The sequence below is a fragment of the Rhodococcus erythropolis NBRC 15567 genome (assembly GCF_001552595.1).
GTDB lineage: Bacteria > Actinomycetota > Actinomycetes > Mycobacteriales > Mycobacteriaceae > Rhodococcus_F > Rhodococcus_F erythropolis.
Window position 1 is genome coordinate 127555 of record NZ_BCRM01000019.1, and the last position, 19779, is coordinate 147333.

General features: G+C 63.6%; 19 protein-coding genes. 18 read left to right on the plus strand and 1 reads right to left on the minus strand.

Annotated features, from left to right (window positions below):
• Positions 1-86 precede the first annotated feature (86 nt).
• The 6 genes from infC (at position 87) to pheT (ending at position 6112) form a co-directional block, all read left to right on the plus strand.
• Positions 87-779 carry a translation initiation factor IF-3 gene (gene infC, locus RE4_RS22115; RefSeq protein WP_003944008.1) on the plus strand — a complete coding sequence of 231 codons (693 nt, stop codon included), beginning with the start codon at positions 87-89 and terminating at the stop codon, positions 777-779.
• 43 nt (positions 780-822) lie between these two features.
• Positions 823-1017 (plus strand): 50S ribosomal protein L35, encoded by a 195-nt coding sequence (rpmI, locus tag RE4_RS22120; protein WP_003944043.1) that lies wholly within the window; start codon positions 823-825, stop codon positions 1015-1017.
• A gap of 63 nt (positions 1018-1080) precedes the next feature.
• Positions 1081-1470 carry a 50S ribosomal protein L20 gene (rplT, locus tag RE4_RS22125; RefSeq protein ID WP_019748616.1) on the plus strand — a complete coding sequence of 130 codons (390 nt, stop codon included), beginning with the start codon at positions 1081-1083 and terminating at the stop codon, positions 1468-1470.
• A 23-nt stretch (positions 1471-1493) separates the two neighbouring features.
• Positions 1494-2324, plus strand: a complete 831-nt coding sequence (locus RE4_RS22130) for a TrmH family RNA methyltransferase (RefSeq protein ID WP_020969726.1) — start codon at positions 1494-1496, stop codon at positions 2322-2324.
• Positions 2325-2494: 170 nt separating this feature from the next.
• The gene (gene pheS, locus RE4_RS22135) at positions 2495-3565 is read left to right on the plus strand and encodes a phenylalanine--tRNA ligase subunit alpha (RefSeq protein WP_003944109.1); all 1071 of its coding nucleotides are present in this window, start codon (positions 2495-2497) and stop codon (positions 3563-3565) included.
• Between the two features lie 60 nt (positions 3566-3625).
• Positions 3626-6112 (plus strand): phenylalanine--tRNA ligase subunit beta, encoded by a 2487-nt coding sequence (pheT, locus tag RE4_RS22140; protein ID WP_060939353.1) that lies wholly within the window; start codon positions 3626-3628, stop codon positions 6110-6112.
• A gap of 58 nt (positions 6113-6170) precedes the next feature.
• Here the strand turns inward: pheT and RE4_RS22145 are convergent, their stop codons facing one another.
• On the minus strand, positions 6171-7235 hold the full coding sequence (locus RE4_RS22145; RefSeq protein WP_060939354.1) for an Lrp/AsnC family transcriptional regulator: 1065 nt from the start codon (positions 7233-7235) through the stop codon (positions 6171-6173).
• A gap of 56 nt (positions 7236-7291) precedes the next feature.
• On the opposite strand from RE4_RS22145, the gene RE4_RS22150 reads away from it, so the two are divergent.
• The 12 genes from RE4_RS22150 (at position 7292) to argH (ending at position 19659) form a co-directional block, all read left to right on the plus strand.
• Entirely contained in the window at positions 7292-8611 is a 1320-nt protein-coding gene (locus RE4_RS22150; protein ID WP_060939355.1) for a flavin-containing monooxygenase, read from the plus strand.
• Positions 8611-9522, plus strand: coding sequence for a bile acid:sodium symporter family protein (locus RE4_RS22155; protein ID WP_041815009.1), 912 nt, complete (start codon positions 8611-8613; stop codon positions 9520-9522). The genes RE4_RS22150 and RE4_RS22155 overlap by 1 nt, the downstream gene beginning before the upstream one ends.
• Complete coding sequence (locus RE4_RS22160; protein ID WP_060939356.1) at positions 9519-10454, plus strand: SDR family oxidoreductase; 936 nt, start codon at positions 9519-9521, stop codon at positions 10452-10454. The genes RE4_RS22155 and RE4_RS22160 overlap by 4 nt, the downstream gene beginning before the upstream one ends.
• Before the next feature lie 131 nt (positions 10455-10585).
• On the plus strand, positions 10586-11047 hold the full coding sequence (locus RE4_RS22165; RefSeq protein ID WP_021344370.1) for a hypothetical protein: 462 nt from the start codon (positions 10586-10588) through the stop codon (positions 11045-11047).
• A 38-nt stretch (positions 11048-11085) separates the two neighbouring features.
• Positions 11086-12156 (plus strand): N-acetyl-gamma-glutamyl-phosphate reductase, encoded by a 1071-nt coding sequence (gene argC / locus RE4_RS22170; RefSeq protein ID WP_046378619.1) that lies wholly within the window; start codon positions 11086-11088, stop codon positions 12154-12156.
• Positions 12157-12215: 59 nt separating this feature from the next.
• On the plus strand, positions 12216-13427 hold the full coding sequence (gene argJ / locus RE4_RS22175; RefSeq protein WP_020907877.1) for a bifunctional glutamate N-acetyltransferase/amino-acid acetyltransferase ArgJ: 1212 nt from the start codon (positions 12216-12218) through the stop codon (positions 13425-13427).
• Positions 13424-14347, plus strand: coding sequence for an acetylglutamate kinase (argB, locus tag RE4_RS22180; RefSeq protein ID WP_019748607.1), 924 nt, complete (start codon positions 13424-13426; stop codon positions 14345-14347). Before argJ ends, argB begins: the two co-directional genes overlap by 4 nt.
• The gene (locus RE4_RS22185; protein ID WP_020969719.1) at positions 14344-15543 is read left to right on the plus strand and encodes an acetylornithine transaminase; all 1200 of its coding nucleotides are present in this window, start codon (positions 14344-14346) and stop codon (positions 15541-15543) included. Before argB ends, RE4_RS22185 begins: the two co-directional genes overlap by 4 nt.
• Positions 15540-16490, plus strand: coding sequence for an ornithine carbamoyltransferase (gene argF, locus RE4_RS22190; protein ID WP_019748605.1), 951 nt, complete (start codon positions 15540-15542; stop codon positions 16488-16490). Before RE4_RS22185 ends, argF begins: the two co-directional genes overlap by 4 nt.
• Complete coding sequence (locus RE4_RS22195; RefSeq protein ID WP_020907875.1) at positions 16487-16966, plus strand: arginine repressor; 480 nt, start codon at positions 16487-16489, stop codon at positions 16964-16966. The genes argF and RE4_RS22195 overlap by 4 nt, the downstream gene beginning before the upstream one ends.
• 47 nt (positions 16967-17013) lie before the next feature.
• Complete coding sequence (locus RE4_RS22200) at positions 17014-18213, plus strand: argininosuccinate synthase (protein WP_007736221.1); 1200 nt, start codon at positions 17014-17016, stop codon at positions 18211-18213.
• A gap of 3 nt (positions 18214-18216) precedes the next feature.
• A complete protein-coding gene (argH, locus tag RE4_RS22205) occupies positions 18217-19659 on the plus strand; it encodes an argininosuccinate lyase (RefSeq protein WP_020907874.1) in 1443 nt (480 codons plus the stop codon).
• Positions 19660-19779 lie beyond the last annotated feature (120 nt).

The window sequence follows — 19779 nt, forward strand, 5'->3', positions numbered from 1 at the left end:
TCGGTCGACATCGGGCCCCGCGGATGAGCAATCATCACAGCGGGGCTTTTTTGTTGGGGTGCGGGCGGTACGGGCTGCGTGCGGTCATGAAGACCGCACCGTTCAACCTAGGAGGCCCCATCAGCACTGAGACCCGCATCAACGATCGTATCCGCGTTCCCGAGGTTCGTTTGGTCGGACCTGGCGGGGAACAGGTAGGCATCGTGCGTGTTGAAGATGCACTCCGCTTGGCCCTTGAGGCCGACCTCGACCTGGTCGAGGTAGCTCCTGATGCCCGTCCACCGGTCTGCAAGATCATGGACTACGGCAAGTTCAAGTACGAGGCTGCACAGAAGGCACGTGAGTCACGTAAGAACCAGCAGCTGACGGTCATCAAGGAGCAGAAGCTCCGACCCAAGATCGACGACCACGACTACGAGACCAAGAAGCGCAACGTCGTTCGCTTCCTCGAAGCCGGTTCCAAGGTCAAGGTCACGATCATGTTCCGCGGACGTGAGCAGTCACGCCCCGAACTCGGCTACCGCCTTCTGCAGCGTCTGGGAGCAGACGTCGCAGATCTCGGATTCGTCGAAACCTCGGCAAAGCAGGACGGCCGAAACATGACGATGGTCCTGGCACCGCACAAGGGCGCCAAGACTCGCGTCAAGGCGCAGGAGAGCGCTCAGGCGCCAGTGGCTCAGGCTGCTCCGCGTCCGGCTCCGGCCGCACCGGCTTCCAGTGAAGCAGCTCCGGAAGCACCGGCGACCGGCGATGCCGCTCCCGAGGCTCCGGCCAGCTAGTCGATTTCCCAAGATCCACCACGTAACAAGAACTGAGGACTCCATGCCCAAGATGAAGAGCCACAGCGGCGCCTCGAAGCGATTCAAGGTGTCCGGCAGCGGAAAGCTCATGCGCCAGAAGGCCGGCCGTCGCCACCTTCTCGAGCACAAGTCCAGCAGGGTTACCCGTCGTCTCGACGGTGTCGCTGTTGTCAGCCCTGACGACGCTCCGCGCATCAAGCGCATGCTCGGCATCTGAGTCGCCCCCTTACTGACCACCCGGGGCCGTACTTTCAGCCCCTAGATTGACAGGATTTTTCAAGTGGCACGCGTAAAGAGGGCGGTCAACGCCCAGAAGAAGCGTCGTTCAATTCTTGCTGCATCCAGCGGCTACCGTGGACAGCGTTCGCGTCTGTACACCAAGGCCAAGGAGCAGCAGCTCCACTCGCTCACCTACGCGTACCGCGACCGTCGTGCGCGCAAGGGCGAGTTCCGCAAGCTGTGGATCACGCGTATCAACGCTGCAGCTCGCGCAAACGACATCACGTACAACCGCCTCATCCAGGGCCTGCGTCTGGCAGAGGTCGAGGTCGACCGCAAGATCCTGGCCGAGCTCGCTGTCTCCGATGCCGAGGCCTTTGCCGGCCTGGTCGCACTCGCGAAGGCCGCTCTGCCGGCTGACGTGAACGCTCCTGCCGGAGAAGCAGCCTGATTCACGCATCACAGCAACGGCCCGTGGACCCGCTCACCGAGCGGACTCCGCGGGTCGTTTCTGCTGTCAAGCTCCTGCGCACAGCAGAACGACGCAAAGCAGGACGTTTCCTCGTCGAGGGCGAGAACTCGGTCACCGAACTGTTGAACGGTGCACTCTCGAACGGCGAGGCCCGCCCGGTACACGACCTCTTCTACACCGAGGACGCAGCCGAGCGCTATCAGCACGTCATCGATCGGGCGCTGACCGCTGGAGTTCGTGTTGCTCTTGTGACCGATCGAGCAATCAAAGCTCTGAGCGATACCGTCACGCCGCCCGGTCTCGTTGCCGTCAGCGATCTACTGGATGTACCGCTGAGCGCAGCCGTCCATCAGGAGACCCGCCTGCTCGCAGTGCCGGTCGAGGTCAACGAACCAGGTAACGCGGGCACCGTCATTCGCATCGCCGACGCAGTGGGTGCCGATGCGGCAATCCTCGCCGGTGACAGCGTCGATCCGCACAACGGCAAGGTCGTTCGTTCGTCGGCGGGCAGCCTCTTTCACCTGCCGGTCGTCCGCGATCGAGACACGGTGTCGGTGATCGAGCAGATTCACGCAGCCGGCATTCAGATTCTCGCGACTGCAGCTGACGGCGAGGTCGATCTCGACGAGGCCGACGAGTTGCTGAGCAAGCCGACGGCCTGGCTGTTCGGTAACGAAGCTCACGGTCTCGATCCGGCGATCGCCGCACAGGCTGATCATCGGGTCAGGATTCCGATCCATGGCCGCGCCGAAAGCTTGAACCTCGCGACAGCGGCGGCAATTTGCCTGTACGCAAGCGCGCGGGTGCAAAATCGCGCCACCGATCACGGCTGAAAACGCACGCGAAGACCTCACGGAATCCCATTTGCGGAAGCCTGAGACAATACAAGAGCAGAGACAATGCTCGAGCGAGTTCGAATGCTCGCTCGCAGTACAAGAAGTAAGCAGTACAAGAAGCACGCAGTACGAGAAGTAAACCGAGAAGCGACAGGAGCGTCACAGCCGTGGCCAAAAATGAGGGCGCGACACCGCCGGAGGTCGACGCGAGTGTACTCACCGAAGAGGCGTTGACCGCTGCGGCTGAGAACGCCGAGAAGGCGCTGGCGGACGCCGCTGACCTGGACGCGCTGGCGCACGTCAAGGTGGAGCACCTGGGGGACAAGTCCCCGATCGCCCTCGCGCGCCGGGGACTCGGCAGCCTTCCGGGCAAGGAAAAGGCGGACGCCGGTAAGCGCGTCAACATCTTCCGCACTCGGATCAACAACGCGTACGACGCTCGTCGTGAGGTCCTCCTCGCCGAGCGTGACGCCGCGGTGTTGGTTGCCGAGGCAATCGACGTCACTCTGCCCTCCGATCGCCACCCCGTCGGGGCGCGTCACCCGATCAGCCTGATTTCCGAGCAGGTCGCCGACGTATTCGTCGCGATGGGTTGGGAAGTTGCCGAGGGTCCGGAGGTGGAGACCGAGCACTTCAACTTCGACGCACTCAACTTCTTGCCGGATCACCCTGCGCGCACGATGCAGGACACCTTCCACCTGGCACCCGAGAACTCTCGCCAGGTGCTGCGTACCCACACCTCGCCGGTGCAGGTCCGCACCATGCTCTCGCGTGAGGTGCCGATCTACGTGGTGTGCCCGGGCCGCACGTTCCGCACCGATGAACTCGATGCGACCCACACGCCTGTCTTCTCGCAGGTCGAAGGCCTGGCCGTCGACAAGGGCCTGACCATGGCCAACCTGCGCGGGACTCTCGACGCGTTCGCTCGTGCCCTTTTCGGCCCCGAGACGCGTACCCGTATGCGCCCCAACTACTTCCCGTTCACGGAACCGTCGGCCGAGGTCGACGTCTGGTTCGCGAACAAGAAGGGCGGCGCCGGCTGGGTCGAGTGGGGCGGCTGCGGCATGGTCAACCCGAACGTTCTGCGCGCCAGCGGTATCGATCCCGACGAGTACTCGGGTTTCGCATTCGGCATGGGCCTCGAGCGGACCCTGCAGTTCCGCAACGGTATCCCGGACATGCGCGACATCGTCGAAGGTGACGTGCGTTTCACGCTGCCCTTCGGTGTCGCAGGCTGACCGATCCGGTCCGCGGAACCTTCACAAAGACTTATCGACAAACGAGAGAGCTGAGCAGACGTGCGAGTAGCGCAATCCTGGCTGACCGAGATCCTGCAGCGGGCAACTCCGGACTGGGAGGTGACCCCGGAAGAGCTGGACGCCGGGTTCGTCCGGGTGGGACTCGAAGTCGAGGAACTCGACACACTCGAGGCGATCGACGGCCCGTTGGTCGTCGGCAAGGTCGTCTCCATCACCGAACTGACCGAGTTCAAGAAGCCGATCCGCTTCTGCCAGGTCGAGGTCGGCGAACCCGAGCCTCGCGGCATCGTCTGTGGCGCACGCAATTTCAACGAGGGTGACCTCGTTGTCGTTGCGCTGCCCGGCACGGTGCTGCCCGGCGGATTCGAAATCGCCACTCGCAAGACGTACGGCCAGGTGTCCGACGGCATGATCTGCTCCGTCTCGGAACTCGGTATCGGCAAAGACCATTCGGGCATCTTGGTGCTCGAGCCTGGTACCGCCGAACCCGGCGCCGACGGCAACGAGTTGCTCGGTCTCGGTGACACGATCATCGAACTGAACATCACCCCGGACCGTGGCTACTGCTTCTCGGTCCGTGGTCTTACGCGAGAGCTCGCGTGCGGCTTCGATCTCGAATACGCCGATCCCGCTTCGGTTCCCGCGCACCCGGCTGAGGGTGAAGCCTGGCCGGTGCGCCTCGAACCGGAGTCCAAGGCTTCGCGTTTCGTGATGCGGAAGATCACGGGTATCGATCCGCAGGCAGTGAGCCCGTGGTGGCTGCAGCGTCGACTTCTGCTCTCGGGTGTTCGCCCGATCTCGCCGGCCGTCGACGTCACCAACTACGTGATGCTCGAACTCGGCCAACCTCTGCACGCGTTCGATGCGACCTCGGTGCAGGGCGACCTGGTGGTCCGTCGCGCCAAGGCGGGGGAGAAGCTGACGACGCTCGACGACGTCGAACGCACGCTCGATCCCGAAGACGTTGTCATCGCCGACGATTCCGGAGTCATCTCGCTGGCTGCCGTCATGGGCGGCGCAACCACCGAGGTGGGAACGGCAACGACGGACATCCTCCTCGAAGGAGCTACTTGGGATCCGCTCGCAGTCTTCAAGACGGCGCGCCGGCACAAGCTGCCGAGTGAGGCGAGCAAGCGTTTCGAGCGCGTCGTCGATCCGGCGATTCCGCTCGCGGCCGTCGACCGCGCAGCCGCTCTGCTGGTCGAGATTGCCGGCGGACGGATCGAGCCGGTCCTGACCGACGTGGGCGATGTTGCCCCTCGCGCTGCCATTCGCATGGATATCGACCTGCCCGATCGTGTCGCCGGAGTCACGTACCCCAACGGCACCGCAGCTCGCCGCCTCACCCAGGTTGGCTGCAACGTCGAGGTCGGCGTCAGCGAAGAGGGACACGGCCAGTTGGTCGCGACGCCGCCGTCGTGGCGTCCGGACCTGGTGCAGCCTGCGGACCTCGTCGAGGAAGTTCTTCGCCTCGAAGGTCTCGAGCAGATCCCGTCGGTGCTTCCCGCCGCTCCGGCCGGACGCGGATTGACTCCGTCGCAGCGGCGTAAGCGCACGGTGTCGAAGGCCGTGGCTCACGCCGGTTACGTCGAGGTACTTCCTCCGGTCTTCCTGCCCACCAACGTCTTCGACGTCTGGGGCCTCGACGCGGATGATCCGCGCCGCAACACCAGCAAGGTCCTCAACCCGCTCGAAGCCGATCGTCCGGAGTTGGCGACCACGCTGCTCCCGGGTCTGCTGGAGATCCTGGCTCGCAACGCTTCTCGCGGTCAGCGTGATCTTTCGCTGTACGGCATCGCGCAGGTTGTCCTGCCGGGCCCCGATACCAAGCCGGTGGATGCATTGCCGGTGGATCGTCGCCCGACGGACGAGCAGATCGCGAACCTGATCGCGTCGTTGCCGGCTCAGCCCGTGCACATCGCTGCAGTGTTGAGTGGTTTGCGTGAGCCGAGCGGCCCCTGGGGTCCTGGCCGTCAGGCCGAGGCTTCGGACACTTTTGCAGCAGTGCGGGTCATTGCAGCTGCAGCAGGCGTCGAGGTGGAACTGCGTGCGGCGCAGTACCTGCCGTGGCATCCCGGCCGTTGCGCCGAGGTTGTCGTTGACGGCAACGTAGTCGGTCATGCGGGCGAACTGCATCCGGCTGTTCTCGAGCGTGCGGGATTGCCTGCGCGCACTTGTGCACTGGAGATCGACCTCGACGCTTTGCCGTTGGTCGAGAACCTGCCGGCGCCGCGCATTTCGCCCTTCCCCGCAGTGCTCCAGGACGTGGCGGTTGTTGTCGATCGCGATATTCCTGCGGCGAAGGTCCAGGAAGCTCTGCGTTCCGGCGGCGGCGAACTTCTCGAAGACATTCGCCTCTTCGACGTCTTCGAGGGCGAGCAGGTCGGTGAAGGCCGCAAGTCGCTCGCGTTCGCGTTGCGATTCCGTGGTGTCGACCGGACACTGACCGAGGACGAGGCAAGCGCGGCTCGCGATGCCGCGGTCGAGGCTGCCTCCAAGGCAGTCGGTGCGCAGATGCGCGGCTGATCTACTCAACTGATCACAGAGCCCACGTCCACTCCCGGTGGTCGTGGGCTCTGTTGTGTTATCGGTTTTCCGGTGAATCGGTGCGGCTCGGCAACCACACATCCGGGGCGATAGTCGAGGTTCTGCGCCCGTCCTGATCGAGTACGTGACCGAGCAGTTTGCGCAGGTGCAGCACGATGGATCGTTCGGTGACGTAAAGCCCCGAAATCTCCTTGCGCAGACGAATTTCGAATGCATCGAGTTCTGCAGGAGAATGCAGCCACAACTGAACCACCAGATTGTCGGCGCCCACCACCGCGAAACAGTTTCGGACTTCCGGCGCTCGGCTCAGTAATCGGCCCGCAGTATCGAGAAGTTCGGGTTCGACGCGGCACCACAGTGTGGCGAGCACGGGAAGCCCGGCCAGCGGCCGGGCAAATTCACACCGCAGCGCCACCAACCCCGAAGACGTGAGCCGGTCGATCTGGCGTTTGCACGCAGCCGGACTGACACCGATCGCGTCGGCCAACTCCTTCATGGGAGTGCGCCCGTCGTAGGCGAGGATCGTGAGAACCTTGCGATCCTGTTCGGAAATGCCGGTCGACCGAGCGCGCACGGCAGTACGGTTTTCGCTGGTGGTCAGCACACCCTTCTCGGACGGTGCCAGCGCATTGAGTCTCCATCGCCCACCTTCGGTGAACCAGCGTGTGATGATCGAGGTTCGTGTCGCGAGTACGCCGTCGATCGTTGCGATCTCTTCCGAGATGAAGCGCGACATCGACGCCAAGTCCGCAGTACCGGCTGTGACGAGCAGATCGGCTCTACCTGTTGGTACTTCGATGGTCACGGCGTGGGCCAAGACGGTGAGACGTGCCGCGACGGTGTCGAGAAGTTCTGGTGAGCAATCGATTTCGATGATCGCTGTGACGATGGTGCCCAGCACCTGTGGCCCCGGAGTAACCGTGACCCAGGCCAACGACGATTCGGACAGTCGATTCCAACGCCGGGCGAGAGTCGCGGCGTCGAGTTCGAGTGGGCCGGCCAACGAAAGCCACTTCGATCGCGGTGCGAGCTGCAGCGCATTGATTATCCTCAGATCGATTTCATCTATCCCGCGATCGTTGTCGGCATCGAGTGCGCTCATAACGTCATTATCCTGCACATTGCCGCAAGATTCGAACTATCTGCGACGCTCGACCCATGAGCACAGAGGGCAAGTACGCGCTGATCGGAGCGGGTCCGTCTGGATTGGCCGGCGCGCGAAACCTCGATCGAGCCGGCATAGCGTTCGACGGCTTCGAGAGCCACGACGACGTCGGTGGGCTCTGGGACATCGACAACCCGCACAGCACCGTCTACGAGTCGGCGCACCTCATTTCGTCGAAGGGCACCACCGCATTCGCGGAGTTCCCGATGGCGGATTCGGTTGCCGACTACCCGAGCCACGTCGAACTTGCCGAGTATTTCCGCGACTACGCCGATACCCACGATCTTCGCAGGCACTTTGCCTTCGGCACTACCGTCATCGACGTTTCGCCGGTCGATTCGCTGTGGCAGGTCACCACGCGTAGTCGCAGCGGTGAGACTTCAGTCGCGCGGTATCGAGGCGTGATCATCGCGAACGGAACGCTGTCGAAGCCGAACATACCGACGTTCCGGGGCGACTTCACCGGCACGTTGATGCACACGAGCGAGTACCGCAGTGCCGAGATCTTCCGCGGAAAGAGAGTGCTGGTCATCGGAGCGGGCAACAGTGGATGCGACATCGCCGTCGATGCCGTCCACCAGGCCGAGTGCGTCGATTTGAGCGTTCGGCGAGGCTACTACTTCGTCCCCAAGTATCTGTTCGGGCGACCCTCGGACACGTTGAATCAGGGAAAGCCGTTGCCGCCGTGGATCAAACAACGCGTCGACGCCTTGGTACTCAAGCAGTTCACGGGAGATCCGGTGCGGTTCGGATTTCCGGCACCGGACTACAAGATCTACGAATCGCATCCGGTCGTGAACTCGTTGATCCTGCACCACATCGGGCACGGTGACGTGCACGTGCGCGCTGACGTCGACCGGTTCGAGGGGAAGACGGTGCGGTTTGTCGACGGATCGTCTGCCGACTACGACCTCGTTCTCTGCGCCACGGGGTATCACCTCGACTATCCCTTCATCGCGCGCGAGGACCTGGATTGGTCGGGTGCTGCCCCGGACCTGTTCCTCAACGTCGCGAGTCGCCGCCACGACAATCTCTTTGTTCTCGGCATGGTCGAAGCATCCGGTCTCGGGTGGCAGGGCCGTTACGAGCAGGCCGAGTTGGTAGCCAAATTGATCACCGCACGCACCGAAGCCCCCGCCGCGGCGCGCGAATTCTCGGCAGCGGCGGCCGGCCCTCCTCCCGATCTGTCCGGGGGATACAAGTACCTGAAGCTGGGACGAATGGCCTACTACGTGAACAAGGACGCCTACCGATCGGCGATCAGACGGCACATCGGACTGCTCGATGCCGCTCTGACGAAGGGAGGTCAGTGATGCCGATCGATGACGTGGTGCTCAACTTCAACCCGGGATCGTTGATGATCCTCAACGTGGTGCTGGCCGCGATCATGCTGGGGATCGCCCTCGACACCTCGGTCGACGACTTCCGTCGTGCGCTCACCAAACCCAAGGCGATGGCGGTGGGTATCGCTGCCCAGTTCCTGCTGCTGCCGGCAGTGACTTTTCTGCTGACGCTGATTCTCTCGCCCGCTCCCTCGGTAGCGCTCGGCATGATCCTGGTGGCGTGCTGCCCGCCGGGCAATATCTCGAATGTCCTGACTCACCGGGCGGGCGGCGACGTCGCACTCTCGGTGTCCATGACGGCGGTGTCGAACGTCTTCGCGATCTTCCTCATGCCGCTCAATCTCGCGTTCTGGGGGAGCCGACGCCCGGAGACCGACGCTCTGTTGCAGTCCGTGAACCTGAATGCGCTCGAGATGGTCGCGCAAATCGCCCTGATCATCGGTGTGCCGTTCGTTCTCGGCATCTGGGCGGCACAAAAGTTCCCGGAGATCGCCGCGAAAGCGCAGCCGTGGGTGAAAAACGGTTCGTTGGTGGCGTTGTTGATCTTCATCGTCGCGGGGGTGTCAGGGAATGCGTCGTACTTCGTCGACTACATCGGGGTGGTACTGCTTGCGGTCTTCCTGCACGACACGGTTGCCCTCGCACTGGGATACTTCTGCGGCGCCGTCACCGGGTTGAACGAATACAGCCGTCGCGCCGTCTCTTTCGAGGTCGGCATCCGCAATGCCGGACTGGGGCTTGGCCTGGTGTTCACGTTCTTCGACGGGCTCGGTGGCATGGCCGTCGTGGCCGGCTGGTGGGGAATCTGGGACATCATCGCCGGGTTGGCTCTGGCGACGATCTGGTCCAAGCGACGCGCCCGAAAGGCGGTACCGGCATGACCGTCGCACTCGTCACGGGCGGGAACGGGTTCCTGGGTACCGCTGTCATCGACGCACTGATCGCGCAGGGCATCACCGTCGTCTGTGTCGACCTCACGGTCAAGGACACGCCGGACGATCGCATCCGTTGCGTTCGGGCGGACGTCTGCGACCCCACAGAATTGGGGCGGGTGTTCGGTCAGTACCGACCGAACGTCGTGATCCACCTTGCGTCCATCGTGAATCCCGGCAAGAACACGACAGCAGAGCAGGAGTACCACGTCGACGTCGACGGGACACGAAACGTGCTCGCGGCCTGCGTCGAACATGGGGTTGGACGGATCGTCGTGTCTTCGTCCGGAGCGGCGTACGGCTACCACTCCGACAACCCACCGTGGATCACCGAGGACGTACCTGTCCGAGGCAACGACGAATTCACTTACAGTCGCCACAAACGCCTGGTCGAAGAGATGCTCGCCGAATATCGCGTCGAACACCCGGAGTTGGAACAAGTTGTCTTCCGGATCGGCACGATCTTGGGTGAGAGCGTCGAGAATCAGATCACCGCGTTGTTCGATCGCCGCAAGCTGCTCAAGGTTGCCGGGAGCGACAGCCCCTTCGTGTTCGTCTGGCACACCGATGTCGCGGGCGCTTTTGCGGAGGCCGTGACCGGAAACCAAGTGGGCATCTTCAATGTCGCGGGCGACGGCGCGTTGACCGTCGACGAGTTGGCTTCCCGGATGGGCAAGCGCACGGTGACGCTTCCTGCATGGCTGTTGCGAGGCGTTCTACGCGTCGGACGGCGATTGGGCGTAACGGAACACGGTCCGGAGCGCGTCGGATTTCTCCAGTACCGACCCGTTCTCGACAATCGGCGGCTCAAGGAACAGTTCGGGTACGTCCCCGCATATTCGAGCGAGGACGCGTTTGCCGCTTACCTCGCCTCACGCTGACCCCTTCGGCAGACAGTCGTGGAAGGATCGGAGTTGTCCGTCGGCATTTCGAGAAGGGACTGACAGTGTCACGAAATGATGGGCCCGAGCATGATGGGTCCGAGCATGATGGGTCCGAGCACGATGGTTCCGTGCACCAGGTAGTCGAGGCCGCCAGTGCACTCGACGACAAGGACTTCCTCGCGGTCGTTCGCGCAGTGGTCGAGCGTCGTCCGAGCTTGTCGGTCCTTCTTTCCGTGGTGGACACCGCTGCCGCGAGCCTCGAGCCGCACCGTGTAGAGGACGACAACACGATCACCGACGCCGAAGAAGTCGAACTGCCCGACACCGTTGTGGAGGTCGACGAGATCATCGACGTCCCGGTGGTACTTGCGACCGACCCGAGAATTCCCGAACCCGACTACACCGAAGGGGGAGTCCCCACTTTCGACCGTGTTCGGGAGAAGATAGAGGGGCGCTTCGGTACTTCCATAGGTTCGGCCGAATTGGCACACGAGAGTCCTGCCGGAAAGTCCGTCGACGAGCAGTGGGACGAGCGCCAGAAGGCCGCAAAAGCCAAGCTCGAGGAGATCCGGCGATCCATGGGTAAGTAATTATGCATTCCGATGCACAATGATGCATACTGTGTGACATGACTGAAGGTGGTACGACCGAGAACGCACGCAAGCCGATCAGAGTCGCCGTTGCCGGCGCCAGTGGGTACGCGGGTGGTGAGGTTCTGCGTCTGCTCCTCGGGCACCCGTCCTACGCCGACGGCAGTCTGGTGATCGGTTCGCTGACCGCCGGTGGTAACGCCGGTTCGACGCTCGGTGAGCATCATCCGCACTTGCTCCCACTCTCTTCGCGGGTACTCGAAGAGACCACTGTCGAAATCCTCTCGGGTCACGACGTCGTCTTCCTCGGTCTCCCACACGGAAATTCGGCTCAGTACGCCAAGTTGCTGCCCGAGTCGACGGTCATCATCGACTGCGGCGCGGACTTCCGGCTGCAGGATCCCGCAGCCTGGGAGAAGTACTACAAGAGCACTCATGCCGGTACCTGGCCATACGGTCTTCCTGAATTGCCCGGTGCCCGTGAGAAATTGGTAGGCGCAACCCGCATTGCCGTTCCGGGCTGCTACCCGACGGCAGCGAGCCTCGCGCTGGCCCCCGCCGTTGCCGCGGGGATCGTGGAGTCGCACGTGAACGTGGTTGCGGTCAGTGGCACTTCGGGCGCCGGCCGGGCGCCGAAGGCCGATCTGCTGGGTTCCGAGGTCATGGGCTCCGTCCGCGCATACGGTGTCGGAGGTGTCCATCGCCACACCCCTGAGATCATTCAGAATCTTTCGGCCGCAGGCGGCAAGGACATCAGTGTTTCTTTCACTCCAGTCCTCGCGCCCATGCCGCGCGGCATCCTCGCGACCTGCACGGCAGCCACCACGGCCACCGAAGAGCAAGCGCGCGAAATCTACGAAAAGGCATACAACGACGAGCCGTTCATCCACGTGCTGCCTGCCGGAGTCTTCCCGCAGACCGGTGCCGTGATCGGATCCAATGCCGTGCAGATCGGGGTCACCGTTGACGCCGACGCCGGTCAGCTCGTTGTCATCTCGGCAATCGACAATCTCACCAAGGGCACCGCCGGTGGCGCGGTGCAATCGATGAATCTCGCCCTTGGCCTACCCGAGACCGCAGGTCTCTCTACCGTGGGAGTAGCTCCGTGAGCACCGACAATCCGCAGCAGATCGAGAACGCAACCGAGCCTGACGCGACCGTTGCAGACGTGGTTCACGTCGCCGGGGGACGGCTGCTCCGCACACAGGGCGTCACCGCACCTGCCGGATTCCGCGGTGCCGGAATTGCTGCCGGTATCAAGAAGAGTGGCAAGTCGGACCTCGCATTGGTGCTCAACGAGGGACCCGATCTGGCCGCTGCCGGCGTCTTCACCCTGAACAAGGTCAAGGCCGCTCCGGTGCTGTGGTCTCAGCAGGTTTTGACGACGGGCAAGCTGCGCGCGGTCGTGCTCAACTCGGGCGGCGCAAACGCGTGTACCGGCGCGGGCGGATTCCAGGATGCGCACAAGACTGCCGAGGAAGTTGCGTCGGCACTGAGCAACTGGGGAACCGAGACGGGCGCGATCGAGGTCGCCGTCTGTTCGACCGGCCTGATCGGTGACCGCTTGCCCATGGACAAGCTGATCCCCGGTGTCACCGAGGTAGTGCACGAACTGGCCGGCGGAATCTCCGGCGGCACTGACGCGGCATACGCGATCATGACCACCGATACCGTGCCGAAGCAGGCGTCGCTGCACCACGCGAACAAGTGGAACGTCGGCGGAATGGCCAAGGGTGCAGGCATGCTCGCGCCCGCACTGGCGACGATGCTGTGCGTCGTCACGACCGATGCTGTCGCAACGGCCGAGCAGCTCGATACCGCTCTGCGCGCCGCCACCCACCTGAGCTTCGATCGCCTCGACGTCGACGGCGCCACGTCCACCAACGACACGGTGCTCCTGTTGGCCTCCGGCGCCAGCGGTGTCACACCGACCCAGGACGAACTCAACGCCGCGGTCTTCGCAGTGTGCGACGATCTCGCGGATCAGTTGATGGCAGACGCCGAGGGCGTCACCAAGCGGGTCAAGGTGACGGTGCGCGGCGCAGCGTCCGAGTCCGATGCGTTGATCGGCGCTCGGACCATCGCCCGCGACAGCCTGGTCAAGACGGCACTGTTCGGATCCGATCCGAACTGGGGCCGCGTCCTCGCAGCAGTGGGTATCGCTCCCATCGAGCTCGATCCCGATCGAATCAGTGTGTCCTTCAACGGGAGTCCCGTCTGCATCGACGGCGTCGGTGCTCCGGGAGCGCGTGAGGTGGACCTGAGCGGGATCGACATCGAACTCGACATCGACCTGGGAATCGGCAACGAGTCCGTGAGCATTCGCACCACGGACCTCTCGCACGCGTACGTCGAAGAGAACTCGGCGTACTCGTCATGACCGAGACGTATCCCGTGATCAGCGAGCATCAGAAGGCGCATGTCCTCGCCGACGCGCTGCCGTGGCTGCAGCGATTCCGAGACAAGGTGGTCGTGGTCAAGTACGGCGGAAACGCCATGATCGACGAGACACTCAAGACCGCCTTCGCCGCGGACATGGCGTTCCTGCGGACTGTCGGCATCCACCCCGTCGTCGTGCACGGCGGCGGCCCGCAGATCAACGCGATGCTGGCACGCCTTGGCATGAAGGGTGAGTTCCGCGGTGGTTTCCGGGTCACGACGCCCGAGGTGATGGACGTCGTGCGGATGGTGCTCTTCGGTCAGGTGGGCCGTGAACTCGTCGGCCTGATCAACGCGCACGGTCCGTACGCGGTCGGTATCTCCGGTGAAGATGCGCACCTGTTCACCGCAACTCGACGCACTGTTGCGGTCGAGGGGGAGCAGACCGACATCGGCCTGGTCGGAGACGTCACCACCGTGAACCCAGACGCGGTACTCGATCTCATTGCGGCAGGACGCATTCCGGTGGTCTCGACCATCGCGCCCGACGCCGACGGCGTCGTCCACAACATCAACGCCGATACCGCCGCTGCCGCACTGGCCGAGGCGATCGGTGCCGAGAAGCTCGTTGTCCTCACCGACGTCGAAGGCCTGTACACCGATTGGCCGGACCGATCCTCGCTGGCCACCGAAATCGACACCGACGCCCTTGCCCAGTTGTTGCCGAGTCTCGATGCCGGCATGGTGCCAAAGATGGAGGCCTGCCTTCGCGCGGTGCGCGGAGGTGTGCCGTCGGCGCACGTGATCGACGGCCGGCTCGAACATTCAGTCCTACTCGAACTTTTCACCGGTGAAGGAATCGGCACGATGGTCGTGCCCGGCTCCTCGGTCGCCGGTCCCCAGCAGGGAGCTACTTCATGAGCACGATCGATCTGCAGCAACGGTGGTCCGCTTCGCTGATGAACAATTACGGCGTACCCCGGGTTGCTCTCGTCCGCGGTGACGGCGCCGTACTCACCGACGCCGACGGCAAGCAGTACGTCGACTTCCTTGCCGGAATCGCCGTCAACATCCTCGGACACGGACATCCGGCCGTCGTCGAAGCCGTCACTACTCAGTTGTCGACACTCGGCCATGTTTCCAACCTGTACGCCAGCGAGCCGGTAGTCGAGTTGGCGGAGCAGTTGCTCGCTCATCTCGGCAACGTCACCGGGCGCGCGTTCTTCTGCAACTCCGGTACCGAGGCGAACGAGGCTGCCTTCAAGCTCGCTCGCGCCACTGGGCGGAAGAAGATCATCGCGGCCGAGGGCTCTTTCCACGGTCGCACGATGGGGGCACTCGCTCTGACGGGTCAGCCGGCCAAGCGGGCGCCGTTCGAACCGATGCCCGCCGGTGTCGAGTTCGTGCCGTACGGCGATGTCGAGGCACTGGAGCGGGCAGTCGATTCCGACACCGCTGCTGTATTCCTCGAACCGATCATGGGTGAGGGCGGCGTCGTGGTGCCACCCGAGGGATACCTAGTCGAGGCTCGGCGGATCACCGCCGAACGTGGTGCGCTGCTCGTACTCGACGAAGTTCAGACCGGCATCGGCCGGACCGGCTGGTTCTACGCACATCAGGCAGTCGGCATCGTGCCGGACGTCATCACTCTTGCGAAGGGACTCGGCGGCGGAATGCCGATCGGCGCCTGCATCGCGACCGGGGCAACGGCAGAGTTGTTCGGACCCGGCAAGCACGGTACGACGTTCGGTGGCAATCCGGTGTGCGCTGCGGCGGCGCTTGCCGTGCTGAAAACCATTGCAGCGGAAGACCTGATCTCACGCGCCGACAGCTTGGGCAAATCGATCTCGGCGGGCATCGAAGATCTGGGCCATCCGTTGGTCGACTACGTACGGGGATCAGGACTGTTGCTGGGTGTCGTGCTGACCGAGGACGTCGCGCCGGCGGTGGAAAATGCCGCGCGCGAAGCCGGGTACCTTGTGAATGCAGCGCAACCCGGAGTGATCCGGTTGGCGCCGCCGCTCATCCTCACGGATGAGCAGGCCGAAACCTTCGTGGCAGCACTACCTGCCATCTTCGACAGTGCACTATCGGCTGACCAGCCGGGGGAGAAGTGACTACCGTGGTGAAACACTTTCTCAGGGACGACGATCTGACTCCGGCGCAGCAGGCCGAAGTTCTGGAACTCGCTGCGATTCTCAAGAAGGACCCGTTCGCTCGGCGTCCACTCGAGGGTCCTCGCGGAGTCGGCGTCATCTTCGAGAAGAACTCGACGCGTACACGTTTCTCGTTCGAGATGGGCATCGCGCAGATGGGCGGCCACGCCGTCGTCGTCGACGGGCGCAGTACCCAACTCGGTCGTGAAGAGACGTTGGCGGACACCGGACGCGTACTCTCCCGCTATGTCGACGCCGTCGTGTGGCGCACGTTCGGCCAGAAGCGCTTGGAGCAAATGGCAACGGGTGCAACGATTCCCATCGTCAATGCGTTGTCCGACGAATTTCATCCCTGTCAGGTTCTGGCCGATCTGCAAACGCTGATCGAGCAGAAGGGTGAGCTCAAGGGACTGAAGCTGACCTACCTGGGCGACGGCGCCAACAACATGGCTCACTCGCTGATGCTCGGCGGAGTTACCGCAGGCATCGACGTCACCATCGCAAGTCCCGCGGGCTTCGAACCGGCGGACTGGGTAGTAGCAGCAGCGCGCACACGCGCCGCGGAAACCGGCGCGACCATCACGCTGACGCAGGACCCGCAGGCCGGCGTCGTCGGTGCCGACGCGTTGGTCACCGATACCTGGACCTCGATGGGTCAGGAGAACGACGGGCTCGATCGGGTCGGACCTTTCCGTCCGTTCCAGATCAACAAGGAACTGCTCGCCAAAGCAGATCCGAAGGCTGTCGTCCTGCACTGCCTGCCGGCCCATCGCGGCGAAGAGGTCACCGACGAGGTTCTCGACGGACCCCAGAGCGTCGTCTGGGACGAGGCGGAAAACCGTCTGCACGCCCAGAAGGCGTTGCTCGTGTGGCTGCTGGAACAGCGAACCCAACTGGACCAGGCGTGAGCGTCGCTCCCACTCGGGCCGGTCGCCAGTCGCGCATCATCGCGCTGCTGGCGGCGCACCCAGTCCGAAGTCAGACGGAATTGGCGGCGTTGCTCGGTGCCGAGGGCATCGAAGCGACGCAGGCCACCCTCTCGCGTGACCTCGAAGAGTTGGGAGCGGTGAAACTGCGTGCCGCCGACGGCGGCGCCGGTGTTTACGTGGTGCCGGAGGACGGGAACCCGGTACGCGGTGTGTCCGGCGGTACCGACCGCCTCTCACGGCTGTTGGGTGAGCTGTTGGTCTCCACCGATTTCAGCGGCAACATGGCGATTCTCCGGACACCGCCGGGAGCCGCGCACTACCTCGCGAGCGCACTGGATCGGTCCTCGATGCCCGACATCGTGGGAACGATCGCCGGAGATGACACCATCTTCGTGGTGGCCCGAGAACCGCTTTCCGGAGCGGAACTCGCGGCCATGATCGAATCGCTCGCCTGACCCCTTATTCTTTGATAGAGATTTTCAACCGAAGGAGCACAAAAACCATGGCCGATCGCGTCGTACTCGCCTACTCGGGCGGGCTGGACACTTCTGTTGCCATCAGTTGGATCGGTAAGGAGACCGGCGCTGAAGTTGTCGCCGTCGCCATCGATCTGGGGCAGGGTGGCGAGGACATGGAGGTCGTGCGTCAGCGCGCGATCGACTGCGGCGCAGTCGAATCCGTTGTCGTCGACGCCCGCGACGAGTTCGCGGACGAGTACTGCCTGCCGACCATTGCGGCCAACGCCCTCTACATGGACCGCTACCCGCTGGTCTCGGCCATCAGCCGTCCGCTGATCGTCAAGCACATCGTCGAAGCTGCACGCTCGCACGGCGGCACCATCGTCTCGCACGGTTGCACCGGTAAGGGCAACGACCAGGTTCGCTTCGAGGTCGGATTCGGCGCCCTCGCACCCGACCTTCAGGTCATCGCACCGGTCCGCGACTACGCCTGGACCCGCGAGAAGGCCATCGCCTTCGCCGAAGAGAACAACATCCCGATCAACGTCTCCAAGAAGTCGCCGTTCTCGATCGACCAGAACGTCTGGGGCCGCGCCGTCGAAACCGGATTCCTCGAGGATCTGTGGAACGCACCGACGAAGGACGTCTACGACTACACCCAGGACCCGACGGTCAACTGGAACGCGCCCGACGAGCTCATCATCAGCTTCGACAAGGGTCGCCCGGTTGCCATCGACGGCCGCCCGGTGTCGGTTCTCGAAGCCATCCAGGAACTGAACAAGCGCGCAGGCGCTCAGGGCGTCGGTCGCCTCGACGTCGTCGAGGACCGTCTCGTGGGCATCAAGAGCCGTGAGATCTACGAAGCTCCCGGAGCCATGGTTCTCATCACCGCGCACCAGGAACTCGAGCACGTCACCCTCGAACGCGAACTCGGTCGCTACAAGCGTCAGATGGAGCAGCGTTGGTCCGAGCTGGTCTACGACGGCCTCTGGTTCTCGCCGCTCAAGGACGCACTGGATACGTTCGTCAACAAGACGCAGGAGCGCGTCACCGGCGACATTCGTCTCTTCCTGCACGGTGGAGCCATCACCGTCAACGGTCGTCGTAGCCCCGAGTCGCTCTACGACTTCAACCTCGCGACGTACGACGAGGGCGACAGCTTCGACCAGTCCGCATCCAAGGGCTTCGTCGAGATCCACGGTCTGTCGTCGAAGGTCGCCGCGAAGCGCGATCTGGGACTCTGAGCCATGACGGCTCACGGTGACGGAGACGCTCAGAAACACGGCACCAACGAAGGCGCGCTGTGGGGCGGACGGTTCGAGTCCGGACCGGCCGCTGCCATGGCGGCGCTGAGCAAGTCGACTCACTTCGACTGGGTCCTCGCTCCGTACGACGTGCGGGCGTCGCAGGCGCATGCACGTGTGCTGAACAAGGCAGGCCTGCTCAGCGAGGCCGACCTCGTGACAATGCTCGACGGTCTCGACCGTCTGGCGGCAGATGTTGCCAGTGGTGCCTTCGGACCGAGTGATTCGGACGAGGACGTACATGGCGCACTCGAACGCGGTCTGATCGAGCGTGTCGGGCCTGAGGTCGGCGGACGCCTGCGTGCTGGTCGTTCGCGAAACGACCAGGTGGCCACGCTGTTCCGCATGTGGCTTCGCGATGCGGTTCGCCGTATCTCCACCGGTGTTCTCGACGTGGTCGACGCATTGGCGACTCAGGCCGGGGCTCACCCGGATGCCGTGATGCCGGGCAAGACGCACCTGCAGGCTGCTCAACCGGTCTTGTTGGCACATCACCTGCTCGCCCATGCGCATCCGCTGTTGCGCGACGTGCAACGTCTTCGCGACTTCGACGTGCGAGCTGCGGTGTCCCCGTACGGTTCCGGTGCACTCGCCGGTTCCTCGCTCGGTCTCGACCCCGAAGCCATTGCAGCGGAATTGAAGTTCGACAGCTCGGCCGAGAACTCGATCGACGCAACCGCTTCGCGTGATTTTGCGGCCGAGGCAGCGTTCGTGCTTGCGATGATCGGTGTCGATCTCTCACGCATGGCGGAAGAGATCATCATCTGGAGCACACCGGAATTCGGCTACATCACGCTTGCCGACGCGTGGTCGACAGGTTCGTCGATCATGCCGCAGAAGAAGAATCCGGATGTCTCGGAACTCACGCGCGGTAAGTCTGGTCGTTTGATCGGTAACCTCACCGGCCTGCTGGCGACGCTCAAGGCTCAGCCGCTGGCGTACAACCGCGATCTGCAAGAGGACAAGGAACCGGTCTTCGACTCGGTTGCGCAGCTGGAGATGTTGCTCCCGGCCATCACCGGCCTGGTGCAGACTCTCGAGTTCCACACCGCGCGTATGGCGGAACTTGCTCCGGCAGGGTTCACGTTGGCCACCGACATCGCGGAGTGGATGGTGCGCCAGGGCGTGCCGTTCCGGGTTGCACACGAGGCTGCTGGAGCGTGTGTGCGTGTCGCCGAAGCGCGAGGCGTCGGACTCGAAGATCTCACGGACGAGGAACTGGCCGGCGTCGACAGCGCGCTGACACCCGCTGTTCGTGAGGTGCTGACAGTCGAGGGTTCCATCGCTTCGCGTAATGCGCGAGGCGGCACCGCGGGGGTGCGGGTAGCAGAACAGTTGGACGGAGTCCGAGCAGTGGCCCAGTCGCTGCGGGAATGGACCCTCTGACCTTGCGGTCACGAGTGTTTCCTCTCTCTTTTCGGCAGTAGTCCTTCGGTCGTACGCGGTCAGGGAGCAGAATTTGCTCCCTGACCGCGTACGCGTATTCGTCGTCAGTAGGCTTGTTGC